Source organism: Eubacterium sp. AB3007 (assembly GCF_000688015.1).
Lineage (GTDB): Bacteria > Bacillota > Clostridia > Peptostreptococcales > Anaerovoracaceae > Aminicella.
The window spans coordinates 1909325-1925279 of sequence record NZ_JIAD01000001.1 but is presented as its reverse complement, the minus strand read 5'-3'; the positions used below and the strand labels follow the sequence as shown (position 1 = coordinate 1925279).

The 15955-nt window shown below is 48.7% G+C and carries 15 protein-coding genes and 1 tRNA gene; 10 read left to right on the top strand and 6 right to left on the bottom strand.

What is annotated here, in order from left to right; genetic code table 11:
• Positions 1–107: 107 nt before the first annotated feature.
• The 3 genes from P156_RS0109110 to P156_RS12305 all read right to left on the bottom strand — a co-directional run bounded on the left by P156_RS0109110 (position 108) and on the right by P156_RS12305 (position 5686).
• Positions 108–1085 carry a biotin--[acetyl-CoA-carboxylase] ligase gene (locus tag P156_RS0109110; RefSeq protein ID WP_027869837.1) on the bottom strand — a complete coding sequence of 326 codons (978 nt, stop codon included), beginning with the start codon at positions 1083–1085 and terminating at the stop codon, positions 108–110.
• Between the two features lie 87 nt (positions 1086–1172).
• On the bottom strand, positions 1173–4370 hold the full coding sequence (locus P156_RS0109105; protein ID WP_242838714.1) for a type I restriction endonuclease subunit R: 3198 nt from the start codon (positions 4368–4370) through the stop codon (positions 1173–1175).
• Entirely contained in the window at positions 4352–5686 is a 1335-nt protein-coding gene (locus tag P156_RS12305) for an RNA-binding domain-containing protein (protein ID WP_051600881.1), read from the bottom strand. Before P156_RS12305 ends, P156_RS0109105 begins: the two co-directional genes overlap by 19 nt.
• A 321-nt stretch (positions 5687–6007) precedes the next feature.
• On the opposite strand from P156_RS12305, the gene P156_RS0109095 reads away from it, so the two are divergent.
• The 3 genes from P156_RS0109095 to P156_RS0109085 all read left to right on the top strand — a co-directional run bounded on the left by P156_RS0109095 (position 6008) and on the right by P156_RS0109085 (position 7934).
• Positions 6008–6298: a hypothetical protein gene (locus P156_RS0109095; RefSeq protein WP_027869835.1), complete on the top strand. Its 291-nt coding sequence runs from the start codon at positions 6008–6010 to the stop codon at positions 6296–6298.
• Between the two features lie 63 nt (positions 6299–6361).
• On the top strand, positions 6362–6931 hold the full coding sequence (locus P156_RS0109090) for a restriction endonuclease subunit S (protein ID WP_034802484.1): 570 nt from the start codon (positions 6362–6364) through the stop codon (positions 6929–6931).
• Between the two features lie 70 nt (positions 6932–7001).
• Entirely contained in the window at positions 7002–7934 is a 933-nt protein-coding gene (locus P156_RS0109085; RefSeq protein WP_027869833.1) for a site-specific integrase, read from the top strand.
• Between the two features lie 578 nt (positions 7935–8512).
• On the opposite strand, the gene P156_RS0109080 is transcribed toward P156_RS0109085, so the two are convergent.
• Positions 8513–11059 carry a type I restriction-modification system subunit M gene (locus P156_RS0109080; protein WP_027869832.1) on the bottom strand — a complete coding sequence of 849 codons (2547 nt, stop codon included), beginning with the start codon at positions 11057–11059 and terminating at the stop codon, positions 8513–8515.
• An 810-nt stretch (positions 11060–11869) separates the two neighbouring features.
• Here P156_RS0109080 and P156_RS12950 point away from each other — a divergent pair.
• Both P156_RS12950 and P156_RS12945 read left to right on the top strand, forming a co-directional pair.
• Complete coding sequence (locus tag P156_RS12950) at positions 11870–12346, top strand: helix-turn-helix transcriptional regulator (RefSeq protein ID WP_185752196.1); 477 nt, start codon at positions 11870–11872, stop codon at positions 12344–12346.
• A gap of 25 nt (positions 12347–12371) precedes the next feature.
• Positions 12372–12671, top strand: a complete 300-nt coding sequence (locus tag P156_RS12945; RefSeq protein ID WP_185752195.1) for a helix-turn-helix domain-containing protein — start codon at positions 12372–12374, stop codon at positions 12669–12671.
• A gap of 152 nt (positions 12672–12823) precedes the next feature.
• On the opposite strand, the gene P156_RS0109065 is transcribed toward P156_RS12945, so the two are convergent.
• On the bottom strand, positions 12824–13333 hold the full coding sequence (locus P156_RS0109065) for a helix-turn-helix transcriptional regulator (RefSeq protein WP_027869831.1): 510 nt from the start codon (positions 13331–13333) through the stop codon (positions 12824–12826).
• Positions 13334–13565: 232 nt separating this feature from the next.
• Here P156_RS0109065 and P156_RS0109060 point away from each other — a divergent pair, with 232 nt between their 5' ends.
• The 5 genes from P156_RS0109060 to P156_RS13385 all read left to right on the top strand — a co-directional run bounded on the left by P156_RS0109060 (position 13566) and on the right by P156_RS13385 (position 15465).
• Positions 13566–13772 carry a hypothetical protein gene (locus P156_RS0109060; protein WP_027869830.1) on the top strand — a complete coding sequence of 69 codons (207 nt, stop codon included), beginning with the start codon at positions 13566–13568 and terminating at the stop codon, positions 13770–13772.
• A 217-nt stretch (positions 13773–13989) separates the two neighbouring features.
• Entirely contained in the window at positions 13990–14562 is a 573-nt protein-coding gene (locus P156_RS0109050; RefSeq protein ID WP_027869829.1) for a 3'-5' exonuclease, read from the top strand.
• Positions 14563–14638: 76 nt separating this feature from the next.
• Entirely contained in the window at positions 14639–14866 is a 228-nt protein-coding gene (locus tag P156_RS0109045) for a hypothetical protein (RefSeq protein ID WP_185752194.1), read from the top strand.
• Between the two features lie 15 nt (positions 14867–14881).
• Complete coding sequence (locus P156_RS13180) at positions 14882–15157, top strand: hypothetical protein (protein WP_081818532.1); 276 nt, start codon at positions 14882–14884, stop codon at positions 15155–15157.
• A 155-nt stretch (positions 15158–15312) separates the two neighbouring features.
• Complete coding sequence (locus P156_RS13385; RefSeq protein ID WP_185752193.1) at positions 15313–15465, top strand: hypothetical protein; 153 nt, start codon at positions 15313–15315, stop codon at positions 15463–15465.
• Between the two features lie 404 nt (positions 15466–15869).
• Here P156_RS13385 and P156_RS0109030 read toward each other — a convergent pair.
• A tRNA-Thr gene (locus P156_RS0109030) sits at positions 15870–15945 on the bottom strand.
• Between the last annotated feature and the right edge of the window lie 10 nt (positions 15946–15955).

Genomic DNA, 15955 nt, shown 5'->3' with positions numbered 1-15955 from the left:
TCTTTTCTCTCTGCCGCCACCTGTGCGCTCTACGAACTTTGTGTGTTTTGACCCATATTTGGTTCGCCCCCAAGGGATGTTCGACCCACTTTTGGGTCAATCGCCGATCAGCGGCAGATCCGCAGGGACACTTCTCCGCTGGACAAAGCCTCTTTCCGTCCATCCGGGTACTCCACCTCCAGTGAGAAATCCTCGTTGATGCACAAAGCCTTCGCGGACCTTGCCCCATCGGCCGCCAGCACCATCACGTCGCTCCCCGCCGTGATGTCCAGCTGCCTGTAGGCCTCCAGATAGTCTGCCCGGGCAGCCGGCCATTCCGCCCGCATCCGGTCCAGTTCCGCCACCATGGCCGCGCCCAGCGCCGCCCGGGATACCGGGTGCCCCAGCGCTGCCGCCATGGACGTGGCGATCTCCTGGATCTCCTCTGGAAACTCCTCCTGTTCCTGGTTGACGTTGACCCCGATGCCAATGATGATGCTGTCCACCATCCCCGTCTCGCTCTCCACTGACAGTTCCGTCAGGATACCGCATATCTTGCCTCCATTCAGAAGCAGGTCATTCACCCATTTGATGGAAGGGGCGCGGCCCGACACCTTCTCCATGGCCCGCGCCACGGCCACCGCCGTCCACGCGGTGAGCGAAACCGTCTCCGCCGGCGCCGTATCCGGCCTCAAAAGGTAGGACATATAGATGCCTTTCCCCTCCGGCGAGTAAAACGACCGTCCCCGGCGTCCCCGCCCTCCGGTCTGTGCATCCGCGATGACCACCTGTCCATCCGGTGCCCCCTCGTAGGACAGTTCCCTGAGCTTCTTGTTGGTGGAGTCCACCTGCTCCATCACCAGCACGGATCCCATCCGCGCCTCCGGCAGAAACGCCCCGATGCTCCCCGCCGTCAGATGATCCGGTCCGGACTCCAGCCGGTAACCCCGGTTGGTCACCGATGTGATCTCATATCCGTCCTTCCGCAGCGCCTTCACTGCACCGCTTACCGCCGCCCGGGTCACGCCGATCTGCTCACTGATCCGCTCCCCGGACACAAACTCCTTCTCCCTGGCCAGAATGGCCAGCACCTGATCCTTTGTCATCGCAACCTCCATATATATGATCATTATATCACAAACGGGGCGGTGTATGTAGCAGGGATGTGAACGTTCCTTCGGCCTTCCTCTGATTCAATCCACATCAAACCCGCCGCTCAGGATGAACTTCCGCAGGATCGTGTCCACCTTGGCCGGGACGCGGAAAGGCTTGACCGGCTTGCCCTCTGCTCGCTCAAAATAATTCTGAGCGGTGGATTTGTCCACAGTCGCCTTCAGGTTGTCGAAACGCCCATACACATTGATATTGTCCTCTGTCACTCCCAGATTCATGAAATCACGCAAGCTATCTTCGTCCACGCCGACGGCTTCTGCAAACCGATGGATCCGGTCGTTATGAGCCTCTGCCTGGTACTGGTTGCAGTAGTCCATGAACGTCTTATCCTCGGCAACCATGATGTTCCCCTGCTGCACATCCGTCAGGAAGATCTTCGCAAATTTCTGCTGTTCCTGAGTCAGTACAGCGAAAGACTTGTGCAGTTCGGTCAGGGCTCTGGTCTCTTCCACACCGTCCTGAAGTTCCTTCAGGTATTTCCGAAACCGGGACTCCATATAGCTGTGGTCGATTGCACCGGTATTGATCTCGGTGAGATGCGGATCGATGTCGTAAGGGATATCCCCGCCGCCTCCAGCGGGATCACCGCCCCCGGGGAAAAGCTCCTTGTATCTCTGAGCGAGGGTCAGGAAGGTCTTCTCGTCCGGAACGACCTTGATCTTCTCCGTCTTCCCGTCATCTCCTTCGACGGAATAGGTGCTGTCCTTCCATGAGAACCCCTGTATCACGGCGGACTCCAGGTATGTGTTGAACGCCTTGAACAGACTGGCAAACCGTCCTCTGGCATCCACATCGTCCGGGAGTTTCCCGAAATCTCCTACCCCCTCCGACTCGAACAGGAAGGCAATGTCCTCATAGACGGCGTTCATCTTCTTCAGGTTCTCTCCTAGCTTGCTGACAAAGATCCCGTAGGGCCGCTCTCCGGAATACAGGCTGAACGCATCCTCGATATTCCTGTGCATGGTGTGAGGTTTCCGGTAATATCGTATGATCCCGAAAGGTTTCTCCGCCGGATCGAACAGCCGGTTGGTGCGGGAGAACGCCTGGATCAGTGCCTCGTAACGCAGGAGTTTGTCCAGATACAAAGTATTCACCCACCTGGAATCAAATCCTGTGAGCATCTGATCCACCACGATCAGCAGGTCGATCTGTTTGTCCGGATCATTGGCAAGCCCAGCATAGGGGGCTTTGTGGGCCAGACGCAGAGAAACGTCTTTTTTGTAGGCCGCATAGGTGGGCAGCGTATAGTGCACGCAGTAAGCCTCGTTATAATCCTTCAGGATATCCACCAGACCGTCCTCTTTGAATAGACCCCCGGGATTATTGTCGATATTCGGATCGAACAAAGCCGTCACCTTCAGCTGCGGGATCCTCTTTCTGATAAGTCGGTAGTATTCGATCGCCTCGGGGATGCTGCTGGTGGCAAAGATCGCGTGGAACAACCCTCCACGGCTCAGCCGCTGCCAATTCTGACGAATATCTTTTACCACAGCTTCCCGGTGTTCCTCACGGTCATACTGCGCCGCTTGGACAAAGTCTTCGATCCCACGGACATACCTCCCGTCCTCACCCTTATGTCCCGCCATGGGAGTGTGATCCATATATTTATAATAGATCTCCTTCTTGGCAGGATCCTCCAGCACTTCGGTAAGACTGTTCGCCCTAGCCTTCTCTAGCGCCACCGCCTCCCGCAGTTCCACATCTCTATAGGTCATCACCATGGTAGGATCGAATCCAAGGACGTTCTTATCCCGGATGCCGTCGGCGATGGAATACCGGTGGAGTTCATTTCCGAAGACGTCTGTCGTGGTACTCAATTTCTTCTTGTTTTCATCGTGGATTGGCGTGCCGGTAAATCCGAAGAACATGGCACCCGGGAAGGTGTTCTTGATGTTCATCAGCATCTCCCCGAAGGTGTCTCGATGGCATTCGTCGATGATGAACACGATCCGTTTCCGGTTGATTAACTCAATATCTTTCGCCTTGTAGCCGCCTTCCTCCATGACACGGCTCATCTTCTGAATGGAGGATACGATCAAGGTGTTGGCAGGATCGTTACTCTTCAGCTTTGTGACCAGCACGTCGGTGTTCTCCGTCGCCTGCACCGATTCAGCGTCGTCAGCGAATCCACGGTACTCCTGGAGAGACTGCGTGCCCAGCTCGATGCGATCCATCAGGAACACGACTTTGTCTGCGTCACCAGACCCAGCGATGAGCTGTGCTGACTTGAAACTGGTCATGGTCTTGCCGGAACCCGTGGTATGCCAGATATAGCCGCCGCGCTGTCTCTGCTCTGACCATTTGCGTTTCGCCACTGCCTGGGAGATGGCCGAGGCCGCGTAATACTGATAGCTACGCATGACCTTCAGCGTCTCATCGGTGTCGTCTGCCACCGTGTAGAAGCCGATCATCTGGTGCGCCATGGGGATAGACAAAAGTCCCTCTGCGACCCGTTCCCAGTCGTTGATCGGCTCGTTGTTGAAGTCTGCCCAGTGGAAATAGTAGTCCGAGTTGAACTTGCCATCCGGCCCGGGGTTGGCAAAGTAGATGGTCTCTTCCGGGGTCATGGCCACAAAGATCTGTACCAGGGAGAACAGCCCGGTAAACACGCCCTCATGGGCGTATTTCTCGATCTGATAACAGGCCTGGCTGACAGGAATGCCGCTCTTCTTTAGCTCTACGTGGATCACCGGCATTCCGTTGATTAGCAGAGTGAAATCCCCCCGCCGGTCATTCAGCAGTTTTCTTTTGGCAGGGAACACCGGCTGCTCAGCGATCTGATAACGGCTTTGCCCCCCAGCGATCTCCTGACGGTCATAGATCTTCAGGCTGATCTCGTGACCGAAATGCAGCTGATCCGCCGGGTTATCCCGCTTGATGGACACGGTCTTGCCGTTGATGAATCCGTTCAGCCGTACCGGCGTGCGCAGGTTCCGAATCTGCTCCAGGATCTGCTGCATCTCGCCGTCAGTCAATGGGGCATCGTTCAGACGGTCGATGCTGTTGTTGTTCTCATACAGTATCTCTGCCCAGTTCTGGATCAGATCTTTCTCCGTCTTATACTGAAGAACCTCCGCCTCGCCCGTGGCATGGTTCACCCATCCCGCATCGGCAAGCCGCCGGATCAACGCGCTTTCGAATTCCGCTTCTGTCTTAAACACCATAGTATCGTCCTCTCCGTTCCGGTAATGATCCCTGCCTATTTCAGTATCTCCCATGTCGCATTTTGTTTTGCGCCTACTCTTCTTATATATCCCTTGTCTCTGAGAGAATCCAATGCTCTCTGCACGGTCCTGACTGTCTTGGAAATCCTTTCTGCTATTTCGCCCCTTGAGGAATCAGGTTTCTGTTTAAGAATAGCATAGACAGCTTTCTCTGTTCCATTCAAAGTGACATCCAAAGTGACACTCGAAATGTCACTTCTTATCTGTGGTCGGAAGATAATAAACTTGAAACCGTTTTCTTTGTTCTCATAGGAATACTTGATTCCAGCATCTTTGCACAGACTGTTGATTCGCTTAAACCCACTGCCAAACTGCTCGATTGATTTGTTCAAGTACAGGATTTTTGAAATGGTGGCATTCCTGATTTCTGATTCAACATTGCCTTTAATATACTCTTCTGGTTGATACTTGCTTGCATACTCGCCAGGGCTGTAGACAGTGATCATTCCAGGGTGGATACAGATCTCGTGATTGGTCCTTCCGTTATAAAGCGCATGAGCAAAACTGTTTGCCAATACTTCTCTGATAACAGCTACGGGAATCTCGGGTATTTCCTCTCTGCCTGTTCCCGTTATTTCGACCTTCCATCGTATGTTCCTCAAAATGTAATCTTCGGCTGTGTCGAGAAGATTGTAGATATTGTCCTCATACAGCCTCATGTCCAGAATCGTCAGTTTTTCGTCCGTGGCGAAGATCCCGACCTTCAGTGAAACTGGTCCGGTATTTCCAAATAGAGCCTCCCCTGCGTTTGTAAGATAATCACCAGCGAGCAGGCCAAATCTTTTCAGTATGATAGGACAATTAAATCTTCCAGCGGGCATTCTACCTGCCGAAACCGCTTTGTGCCAAAATGTTCTAATGGCAGTCCTGTCGATCTGTGTTGAAAGAGCCTCGGACTGTCCCTTCTCCCATTTCTCTCGATACTTATTAGCGGCAAAGAATTCCCTTAGTTCCTCTGGTGTCACTTCTCTGTCTTCATCCGCCGTTCTTAGATAGTATTTCCCGGCAGCAGAGTATGGGGCATTATCGCCGCTGAACTCTACCTTGATCAAAGATCTTTGGTTCATTACAACTTCTTCGATAGCCGGGTATATTTGAGGTCTGATACTCTCATAAATCGTCCTGGAAACGTCCCGCAATGAAGATTCAGATACATCCTGACCAACAACATCCCCATTTGGTTTAACACCGAAATATAAGGTACCAATCCCATGTTTGTTCAGGATAGAGGATATTGATATCATTGCTGCCTTCATTTCGCCTGTCGTTTTCTTGAACTCAAGAGTTTCTGTTTCTTTCCCCAGATTCATATTATTCCCCTCATTTCTCAAACTGACATTATAATATCATGAAGTGACATTTTTGTCACTACTTCGATGACACTTCCACGTACAATAATTTCTAAAGCAATCACTATTCATACGTAAAATTTTACAAAATAAGAAATTAATCAACCTAAAGGTTGACTGCCGCTTATTATTGTGCTAGCATATCGTTTCTATCCGCTGTAGAAAATGGCAAGAAGAAAATGCCATCGGCATGGAATTAGCTATTTCTTTTGCACATCAATTTTCTTCAATCAACGAGACCGATGCGGAAATAATCCGCCGCATACTTCAAGGAGTAAAGTCATGACCGGAATAACACTGGACGATCTTCGTGATGCCATAAAAAACAATCACGAGATTGAATTCTACCTTAACGACAAACCCTATACTCTTCAACCAGAAATCCGCGGAGATGCTTGTTACCTTGTAATATGGTCAACCAATGATACGCCTACCTGCATTGCCGAAACACCCACCAGTATTTCTGAAGGTATTCAGGACAGAGATATTTCCGCGCTACTTGAGACCAAATGCTTTGACGGAAAATCATTCACTGAAGTATCTCCCGACATCTCTATCTCGGTCATTTACTAGAAAGAAGGGCTGCGTGTTGAATGAAATGCGCAGCTCTTAACAATATACAAACAATACCCTGTAATGAAGCGGAGGGAGGGACAGTATTATACTGATGCTTGGGAACAGCGTAAGTTCTCTGACTTTACACAGAGAGAGTCAGCTTTCCAGTTATCATCTGCTGAATATCCAAGCGTTGAGTATGAAGATGTAGTCGCCGGGGAAGGTCGGCTGAATAAGGATGTCCGTCTGAAAGAAGCACAGAAGACTGGCATTGTCTTTGACGGAACGCAAGTGCTTTATGGGAAACTTCGGCCATACTTGCACAATTGGCTAAACCCTGATTTTTCAGGCGTTGCAGTTGGTGACTGGTGGGTTTTGCGGCCTGTTGGAGTGGATAGAGAATTCCTTTATCGCTTGATCCAGACGCAGCCATTTGATGATGTCGCAAATCTATCCTCGGGATCCAAAATGCCTCGTGCGGACTGGAATCTTGTATCAAATACAGATTTCATTATTCCATCTTCGTTGGATGAGCAAAGGCAGATAGCAGAGACCTTTGATGATCTCGACCACCTAATCACCCTTCATCAGCGTAAGTTGGAATCACTCCAAATAATAAAGAAATCCTTGCTTCAAAAGATGTTTGTGTAATAATTAGGCTGCCGCTTGTCGGCAGCCTTTCATCAGCGCAGGCATGTTTCGTTCAAGGAGGAATAGAGAAATGTCAAAGAAACAATCTTCGGAGAATCTACTCAGCGAATATTATGCCGAATGGATCACCGTATACAAGGAGGGAGCAGTAAGACCGATCACGCTTAACAAATACAAGATGGCACAGTCTTGGATTTGCCGGCTTGCGCCGGATCTGAGGCTTTGTGACCTGGATAGAATTCGATATCAGGAGATTATCAACGCCTACGCGGAAACGCATGAGAGGCAGACCACAATGGACTTCCACCACTTGATCAAAGGGGCGATTCTGGATGCAGTCGACGAGGGATTTGTCGAGAGGGATCCGACCAGAAAGACGATCATCAAAGGAAAGTCGCCTGCAGTGAAGAAGATCAAGTATCTGAATCAGTTCGAATTGCATACATTGCTATCCGGTCTGGAATTGAAGGATTGCATCAATTGGGACTATTTCCTTATGCTTGTTGCCAAGACTGGGATGAGGTTTTCTGAAGCGCTGGCTATGACGCCAGCGGACTTCGACTTCGCCCATCAGACAATCACGATCAACAAGACTTGGGATTACAAGGGTTCTGGAGGGTTTCTGCCGACGAAAAACAAGTCTTCGGTCAGAAAGATCCAGATTGACTGGCAGACAGTTATTCAGTTTTCTGAGCTTGTGCGGGGGTTGCCTGCAGATAAACCAATTTTCGTTTGCGAAGACAAAGCTATATACAACTCTACGGTGAACAGCATTCTTGCTCGGCACTGTACAAGACTTGGAATTCCAGTTATTTCGGTTCACGGTCTGAGGCATACGCATGCATCGCTTTTGTTATTTGCCGGAGTATCCATTGCCAGTGTGGCACGTCGCTTGGGGCACGCAAGTATGACAACTACACAGAAAACGTATCTTCACATCATTCAGGAACTGGAGAATCAGGATATTGACCTTGTCATGAAGTCCATGGCAAGCCTCAATTAAGTTTTTTTGCTTACGCTGATGAAGGGTGATAAGGTTATCGAGTCTCCTAAAGTAATCTGCCAGAGCATGCTGTTCCGGAATACTGGGTATCATTAATTCCACACTGCTATATTCTTCATATGAGATGTTAAGCAAGCCGTCCATACGCGCACCGGAAGAAACAATTCTCCTGAGCTGATTCTCGACGCGACTTCCGTTAAGTTCCATGGAGACAAATTCAGGATCATTCTCTCCAACGCTGAAGCAGTGATAAACAAAGGGAATTCGGGCATTTTCGGCTGTTGTAAGTGCGAAGCAGGAACCGTATGGACGGAGCTTTGATGCTCCATGATTGTATGCCATCTCGCCCTTTTCAAGAACGATATACTTCTTCAGACTCTCACCAGCATTATTGAATGCATAACGGTCAGACTGCTCAATAAAGCCGTTATTCGCTGTAATCATCATGACTGGAGCAGTCGATTCTGGGTCAGTGCGCGTGACTTCTTCGGTGATACTGGACAACTTACGCTGTTCCCAAGCATCATCAAACCCGGCGAACCGGATCTGCGGTGTTTTCTTCTTTTCGGCCATCCAATTCACCCCCTCAGCAGTTTTTGCAGCTCGTCCAAACCCTTCCGATCGAACTCAGAGCCGGTGAGGTCGTCCAGCATGGCGCTGAACGCAAGCTCGGTCTGCCGGATCTCCGCATCCAGGTCAGAAAGCGTAGTGGCGTACTTCTGGGATAGCGAGGTAACTTCCTTTGTAAGGGTGTCGATGATATCTATCGGCAAACTGTTCAGCGCTTCCATCAGCGGTGTGATCCACTTGTTCTCCAGCAACTCCAGCACCTGCTGGTCAGACAACCCCTCGATAGTCTCCTTTGTCTTCTGGTGAAGCGCCGCATTCCCTTCCTTGATCTGCTTCTTCAGCGTCTTCTCCTCGCTGTTCAGGGCGGACACTTTCCGGAGCACCGCCAGCACCTCCCCATCCAGCTCCGCTGCCTTGATGGCTTTCTTGACCTCCTGCCATACGAAACCGGCTCCATCCTCGTTCACAAAGCCACTTTCCTTATCCTCCTCGGACAGACTCTCCAGTGCTTCCTCATAGGCGGTACTGATTTCGGCCAGCCTGTCCTCCTTCGCCTTCAGATCATCCAGATCAGCGCCGAGAAGAAGGCTTTGTGCAAGCTCGAAAGGGATCACTCGGCCGGCCCATCCCTCCTGGATCTCCTCTTCCGTGTTGCCTTTCTTCTTGAACACCATTCTGGGATCGACGCACCTGGTCGAGGCGAAACCGTCCCGTTGGATGGTCTCCAGGTCAGAGGCGATGACCGCCCAGACGCTGTCAAGGAGTTGGTAGGCCTCGTACTTGTCCACCAGAGGAATGGCGGCAAGCCGCCGGAATATATCATCGCTGATCTCCTCTTCTGTGACTGTTACCTCCATGGGATCCAGTCTTGCGATCAGTTTGCTATTCAGATCCGCTGCAAAATCGCAGAAGGTCTGGTGGAAAACATCCCGGAATGCCTCTATATCATCGCTATCCTTGATTGTCTGGGCGACATTCTCTGTCGCCAGCGTGGAGTAAGGCGAACCGTCGTTTTGAAACAGCTCCTCCCGAAGGTGTGGGAAGGCTTCCCAATACTTTTGCAGCCGGTCGATTTCTGAGTTGGGAATGCTCCCGACTATGGTTGCAAATATATCCCAAGTTTCCGTCTCCTCGGAGGAGTCCACGTAGCGTGGAATGTTCAGGTTGTAGTCGTTGTTTCGGATCTCTTCACGGGACACAACCCGGGAGAACCGATCCGTGCTCCTGCGCTCCGTCACCACATCCACGATCCGCTTGATGTCTGAGGCCCGGAGCTTGTTGTTCTTTCCCACCTTCTCAAAATGCTTGGACGCGTCAACGATCAGCACGTCGGTATTGGAACGCTTCTGCTTCAACACCATGATGATGGTGGGGATGCCTGTGCCGAAAAAGATGTTTGCCGGGAGCCCGATGATGGCGTCGATGTTGTTCTTCTCGATGAGGTTTCTGCGGATGTCTCCCTCCTCACCGCCGCGGAACAAAACCCCGTGCGGGAGCACGATGGTCATGATCCCGTCCGGCTTCAGATGATACAGATCGTGGAGCAGGAACGCATAGTCCGCCTTACTCTTAGGGGCGATCCCGTAGTTGGCGAAACGCGGGTCATGCCGCTTGTCCTCTGTTGGCTCCCAGTGCTGAGAATAGGGCGGGTTGGAGACCACCGCATCCACATACAAAGGAGCATACACATGATTCTCATCAAAGAACGGCCAGTCTTCCTCCAGAGTATCGCCGTTGCGAGTCACGATGTTATCCGGCAGGATGCCGCGCATCACCAGGTTCATCCGGGTCAGGTTGTAGGTGTTCTCCTTCAGCTCCTGGGCATAGTATTTGATGTTGTCGCGGCTGCCCATGTGCCGGGCGGCGCACTGGCCGATGTTGATCAAAAGCGAGCCGGAACCGCTCGTGGGATCGTAGATTTCGATCTTCTCCCGGTCGTGCAGGTGATCCGCCACGATTTCTGACATGAGCAGGGATACCTCGTGTGGCGTATAGAACTCTCCGGCCTTCTTGCCTGCATTGGCAGCAAAGTTGCTGATCAGATACTCGTAGATGAAACCCAGGACATCGTAGTCCTCCTGCCCGTCCATAGGAATATCCCGGATCAGCTGCAGCAGGTTGCTGATAGCCTTTGTGCGTGCTCCCGACGTATCCCCCAGCTTTGTGAGGCCCGTGTCCAGCGTGTCGAAGATCTTCTCGAAGACCTTCTTGTGCTGCGGGTCGATGAGCCGATTGAAGGCGGACAAAGCATCCGTCACGTTGGATACATCGAAATCTTTCCCCTTCGCAAGCCAGGTGGAGAAGAAGTTATCGTAGGCGATGAAATAACCGAGCTGGCGACGGCAATAGCCCATGGTGTCGGTGTCTGCCTCGGTCAGTTCCATCAGGTCCTCTGTCCCCCAGCCGTCCTTTCGCAGGAACTGTTCTTCTTTGTCCGAAAGGAACTTATAAAAGATGAAACCGAGGATGTAGTCTTTGTATTCATTCGCCTCGATCTTGGAGCGGAGCTTGTTGGCCGACTCCCAGATTTTTGAGGCTAGTTGCTGTTTGTTCATGTAGGGCCTTTCTGTTTCTCAAAAACCGGAATTTCATGCTTTTGTGCATCTTTTCTCTGATGGTTATCCTCTAACAATATACCATATAACTGATTTCTTTTCTACGATGAAAAAGTATCAATATAGGTGTACGCCTATGGTATATTGTACTGTTTAAAAGAATTATGAACAGGACAGCTGGCGAAGATATCCTTGAATAATTGGATGCACAGCCTGGCAAGCAGGGTGCAATCAAAGCATTGATTCGGGAAGTGATTAGCCGGTAGATCAATTGTAACGCACCACTCAATGCCACGGATTATCTATTTTACCAGTTATCGCAAATTATGAAGGTTTGATTTGCGATTCCTGATATTTTTACAAAGCGCACTTTCGACTATAATAAAACCAAGAAAAGCGGTACACGGAAGGAACGGTAATTATAGATTCATTACAGTGGTTATTAATTGAAAGGAGATTAGCATGGCTTACAGAGTAAAAATAACGTTCAGTGATGGCGGCGAAGATGAACTTCTGGATGAAGTATTTGAAGAATAGTGTGACCTGATCCTCCTTGATGCAAAGTGTTCCATATGACTACAATAGTCGTCACAAATAATGATTAAAAGTCAGAATAGTCCTCAAAAGACATTATTAATAGGTAAAAAACTAAAGTTGTCGAAGCGCAAGTCCTTGTATGACGAGGACTTGTTTTTTATTCCTTAATATCGCACTTGTACAAAACACGCTTATCAGTAAAATATTTTTACTTTAATTGTTGACTTTTACCATTGTCCATGTTATCATGTCAATGAAGCTGAAAGGAAGTAAATGGCCATGAATACACAGCAAAAGAGAATGGTAAATCGATTGCAGAGCAATCTCTATACGATAAGGCAGCTGGCAGGCTGGAGCGCTGATGATCTCGGAGAGCTTCTGGATTTGACCAAGCAAACAATTTATAATCTCGAACGTGGAAAACCCAAAATGTCGCTTGTTCAATACCTTGCAATTCGTACGATAATTGATGATGAGATTTGTCGTCAGCCTGACAATAAGGCTCTAAGCAGTGCAGTTGCATTGTTGCTAGATGATGAAGAATTATCGGACAAGGAGTACGATGAACTGCAATTATCGCTGAAAACAATAACGAAAGGGATGGCCAGAACCACAGATAGAGAAATCGCCCTTAAGTTGGCGATGACTACAGTAAGTGCAGTGGCCAGCTTCATGGCAATCAGTACAGCATCAGGAGTGGGCAATTGGCTTACCGCATTAAGAGAAATTGCAGATGCAAAAGGGAAATAATCCCACGAGAAGCGAGCGTACTACAATGATAAAAGAAAAGGACATAAACAGCAAGAAAGCAAAGCCCCTATCACTCGGGGCAAAACTGAGGGAACTACGCCTTCGAGATGGTATGTCGCAGGAACAATTTGCGGAGCGGTTAAATATTTCCCGCAGTGCCGTGGCAAAATGGGAGTCCGGCGCAGGAACACCTGAAACGGAGAATCTTATAGTCATAGCAAAAGAATTCTCTGTCAGTCTGGATTGGTTGCTCTCTATCAACCAGGAGACATATCATCTTGTCCCATCCAAATCAAGAATCAGAATCGAGGTGATTTATGAGTAAGTATGGGTTCTGCGAAAGTAATTCCCCTATTGCTACAGAAAACACCATCGCTCACTGGGCTTTGTTCAAGTAATAACGGCATGGATGGATGCGGTGCACTATGCTGTCCATTCCCCCATAATACTCTTCTGAGCGGAAGTCATCTGTGCAGACTATACCGTCATTTGCTTTCGAACCGCATTTAACTGCTTTTCATCAATTGCATCGGATGTGCTCTTGATCCACAACTTCAATGAATTGATGGTGTTAGACATTTGTTCAAGATGTTTTTCGATCATAACAAAGTCTTCAAGCTCACCTTCCTCGATGATTTCATCCGCAGTGATTTCCACAAGACGCCGTTTATCTGACTCCAGTGCATTAATACTTGCCAACATCTTTAGAACAATCTGAGACAGTTGCCTTTTTTCGATGACAGGTATAATCTTTTTTCCAATATCACATTGGCTTGTACAGAAATAATTACATAGTTCCGGAGCGCTATAATCCCGTGCCAGTATTATTACAGCATCCGCCTTTGGAATGATTTTTCCTGACTCTATCCGCTCCAGATGGCTGGTTGATAATCCAGTCACCTCCGACGCGTACTCCCTAGACCAACCAAGTCGTTCCCTGGCTATCTGATAGAGATTTTTTTCCTCTTTCACTGACTTTCTGCTCATAGCAACATCCTCGCCTTCTACGACAATCTAACGATATTATAACGTGAATGGAAAGTGTTGAAAAGAGCTTAATCGTTTTTATCAGAAAGCGAAGGATAACGCTAGAAAGAATGCGCATTGCGATATTTTTGCAAGAAGACATATAACGTATACTATGATTAAGAAAAGGGCAAAGGCCAATGGTAATAGGGTTCCGGACAGTGGGATGGGACAGTATTGAAGGAGGTTTGTTATGAAGAAACTGATCGTAAGTCTGGGTAAAGAGATATTTACCATGTATGTTATGGATCTGGCTGCCGATCCAGAAGTAAAGAAGAAAGTGCGTGAAGAAGCCGGAAAGGCCATTAAAAGTGTCAAGAAGGGTGCTATAAAAGCCGGTGGAAAATGCAAGACGGTTGGCGGGAAAGCAAAAGATACAATCAAAAGAATCGCTGCATGAGGATAATTATTCGAGAAGATTGTCAAGAATGATCCTTCTCCTGGGATGCATCTTCTCCCATATCGAAAACATCGGTAGGAGTAATAAGGATCAGCCGATGTACCTCCTTTACCGTGATTCCGGGTGACGCTGACAGCAGTGTTCGTATTCACAAGAGGAGGAACTCACATAAAGCAATTACTAAATGCGATGGTAATAAACTGGGAAGGAGAGAACAATGAGTAAGCACTATATCGTCATGGATCTTGAATTCAACAGTCCACATAACCGTTTCAGGAGCGTGAACAACGGAGTCAGACTCTGGCATGAGATCGTACAGATCGGTGCTGTCAAGCTGGATCAGGAGATGAAAGAAGTCGATTCCTTCGAATGCCTTGTAAAACCGAAAGCATATGCGAAGATGAACGGGAAGGTAAAGGAACTGACCGGGATCACCACAGAGATGATGTGGGAAGGAAAGGACTTCGTTACTGCAGCGACGGAATTCCTGGACTGGTGTGGAGAGGATTCAGCGTTTGTGACCTGGAGCGACAACGATATCTTCGTGCTGGAAGACAACATGCGGTACCATGGGATGGATATAAGCGGACTTCCGGAATGCTACGATATCCAGATCATGTTTGATGATCAAATCAGTATGAACGACAGATGCATGCCACTGAATTACGCGATGTGGAAACTGGACATAAAGCCAGCCCCCGCCCACACTGCCTTGAACGATGCGATCAACACAGTCCAAGTGTTCCAAAGGCTGGATCTGTCGGAGGGACTAGAAGCATATGCTGTTTAAGAAAGGAGAATGGATTTGAAGACAATCTATTGCACACAAGAACGAAAAGGATTCGGCAAACAGAATTATAATCATAATGAGTATAGACAGGAGGGCAACAAGGTTTATAAATACAGATGCAACAGACATAAGTTCTTTGACGGTAAAGAAAATAATTGGGAGGAGTCTGAGAAACTGGTGGAATCGTGGGGAAAAGGGGACCCAAAAATACCTGAATGGCTCTCAAAATTCATCAAATAGCTACAAACAGAGTTATCTCCTGGTTGAGAAAAATCACATAACCAATGAACCCAATATAGAATAGAGAAAAGGAGACGAAATGAAAAAAAGTTTTGATCCCGCGAATTACGACTGGTGGTGTGATGAGTGTAATGCCAGTTTGAATGATCAGCCTGGATTTGATCCTAACTGTGGATCCTGGGTCTGCACTGAATGTGGACAACTGAACTATATTGATGAAAATGAAGTGATTGATGATAGTGCTTCATACTCGTTTGAAGATGCTTCAGACGACGATGATATTCCAGAAGGATGTGCTGCATGTGGAGGACCATATCCAGACTGCATATCAAGCTGTCCGATGTTTGATGACTAAGATGCATCCAATTATTACAACTATCTATACTCATGTTGGAGAGCAAAAGAGGGAAGTTTTTGAAAGATACGGAGTAACTGTACAGTTGGAACAATTGAAAAATAGACAGGTTTCGAAAAAGATGATGTTTATACTGCTTGGAAAGGAGATACCCAATGGCAAGATGTGAATGTTGTGACAGGAGATTTAGAAGAGCAGATGCTGTCGAAGAATTCGAGAGTGATTTTTGGGGACTTGGCTTGAAGTATGACAAGATTAAACCAGTATTGTGTGGCGAATGCTCCGTTGAGAAGGTCCAGGATCTCTAGGACGATGTGTATTTCGATACCTGTGAGGAGTGTGGTCAGGAATTCGATTATTGCGCCGACAGTAGCGCATTTGACAACGCCCAAGAAATCCCTTCAATCAGCCTTACAGATGTTTGGGAGTCCGGAATGGCAGGAAAGATACTATGTTGTGAATGTGCCCTGGAGTTCGATAGAGCATTTATTCCTTACTGATTGAAATCGAAAACCACACAAAGGGGGTGCGGTAGGCTGCCTCCAATCGAACCTCGCTTCCGCTCGGTCTCTTGGGCAGCCCTCGCAGCAGACCTACCTCAGTGCAGGCCGCCCTTCGGTCTGCCTGCACTGGATTAGGGCTTGCTTGAACCCGGTTCGATCCCCTCGCTCTACCCCCAACGCAAAAAGACCCTCACGGGGTCTTCCTGTGTTGGAGCTCCTGACCGGGATCGAACCAGCGACCTGCGCGTTACGAATGCGCTGCTCTGCCAACTGAGCTACAGAAGCTTGAGGAACA

Excerpts from the sequence above, each read along its gene's own strand:
- P156_RS12305 (WP_051600881.1), bottom strand. The coding sequence starts at position 5,686 with ATGAATCTGGGGAAAGAAACAGAAACTCTTGAGTTCAAGAAAACGACA.
- P156_RS12945 (WP_185752195.1), top strand. The coding sequence starts at position 12,372 with ATGATAAAAGAAAAGGACATAAACAGCAAGAAAGCAAAGCCCCTATCA.
- P156_RS0109110 (WP_027869837.1), bottom strand. The coding sequence starts at position 1,085 with ATGACAAAGGATCAGGTGCTGGCCATTCTGGCCAGGGAGAAGGAGTTT.
- P156_RS0109090 (WP_034802484.1), top strand. The coding sequence starts at position 6,362 with ATGAAGCGGAGGGAGGGACAGTATTATACTGATGCTTGGGAACAGCGT.
- P156_RS0109045 (WP_185752194.1), top strand. The coding sequence starts at position 14,639 with ATGAGTATAGACAGGAGGGCAACAAGGTTTATAAATACAGATGCAACA.
- P156_RS0109050 (WP_027869829.1), top strand. The coding sequence starts at position 13,990 with ATGAGTAAGCACTATATCGTCATGGATCTTGAATTCAACAGTCCACAT.
- P156_RS0109095 (WP_027869835.1), top strand. The coding sequence starts at position 6,008 with ATGACCGGAATAACACTGGACGATCTTCGTGATGCCATAAAAAACAAT.
- P156_RS0109080 (WP_027869832.1), bottom strand. The coding sequence starts at position 11,059 with ATGAACAAACAGCAACTAGCCTCAAAAATCTGGGAGTCGGCCAACAAG.
- P156_RS13180 (WP_081818532.1), top strand. The coding sequence starts at position 14,882 with ATGAAAAAAAGTTTTGATCCCGCGAATTACGACTGGTGGTGTGATGAG.
- P156_RS0109085 (WP_027869833.1), top strand. The coding sequence starts at position 7,002 with ATGTCAAAGAAACAATCTTCGGAGAATCTACTCAGCGAATATTATGCC.
- P156_RS13385 (WP_185752193.1), top strand. The coding sequence starts at position 15,313 with ATGGCAAGATGTGAATGTTGTGACAGGAGATTTAGAAGAGCAGATGCT.
- P156_RS12950 (WP_185752196.1), top strand. The coding sequence starts at position 11,870 with ATGGCCATGAATACACAGCAAAAGAGAATGGTAAATCGATTGCAGAGC.
- P156_RS0109105 (WP_242838714.1), bottom strand. The coding sequence starts at position 4,370 with ATGGGAGATACTGAAATAGGCAGGGATCATTACCGGAACGGAGAGGAC.
- P156_RS0109065 (WP_027869831.1), bottom strand. The coding sequence starts at position 13,333 with ATGAGCAGAAAGTCAGTGAAAGAGGAAAAAAATCTCTATCAGATAGCC.
- P156_RS0109060 (WP_027869830.1), top strand. The coding sequence starts at position 13,566 with ATGAAGAAACTGATCGTAAGTCTGGGTAAAGAGATATTTACCATGTAT.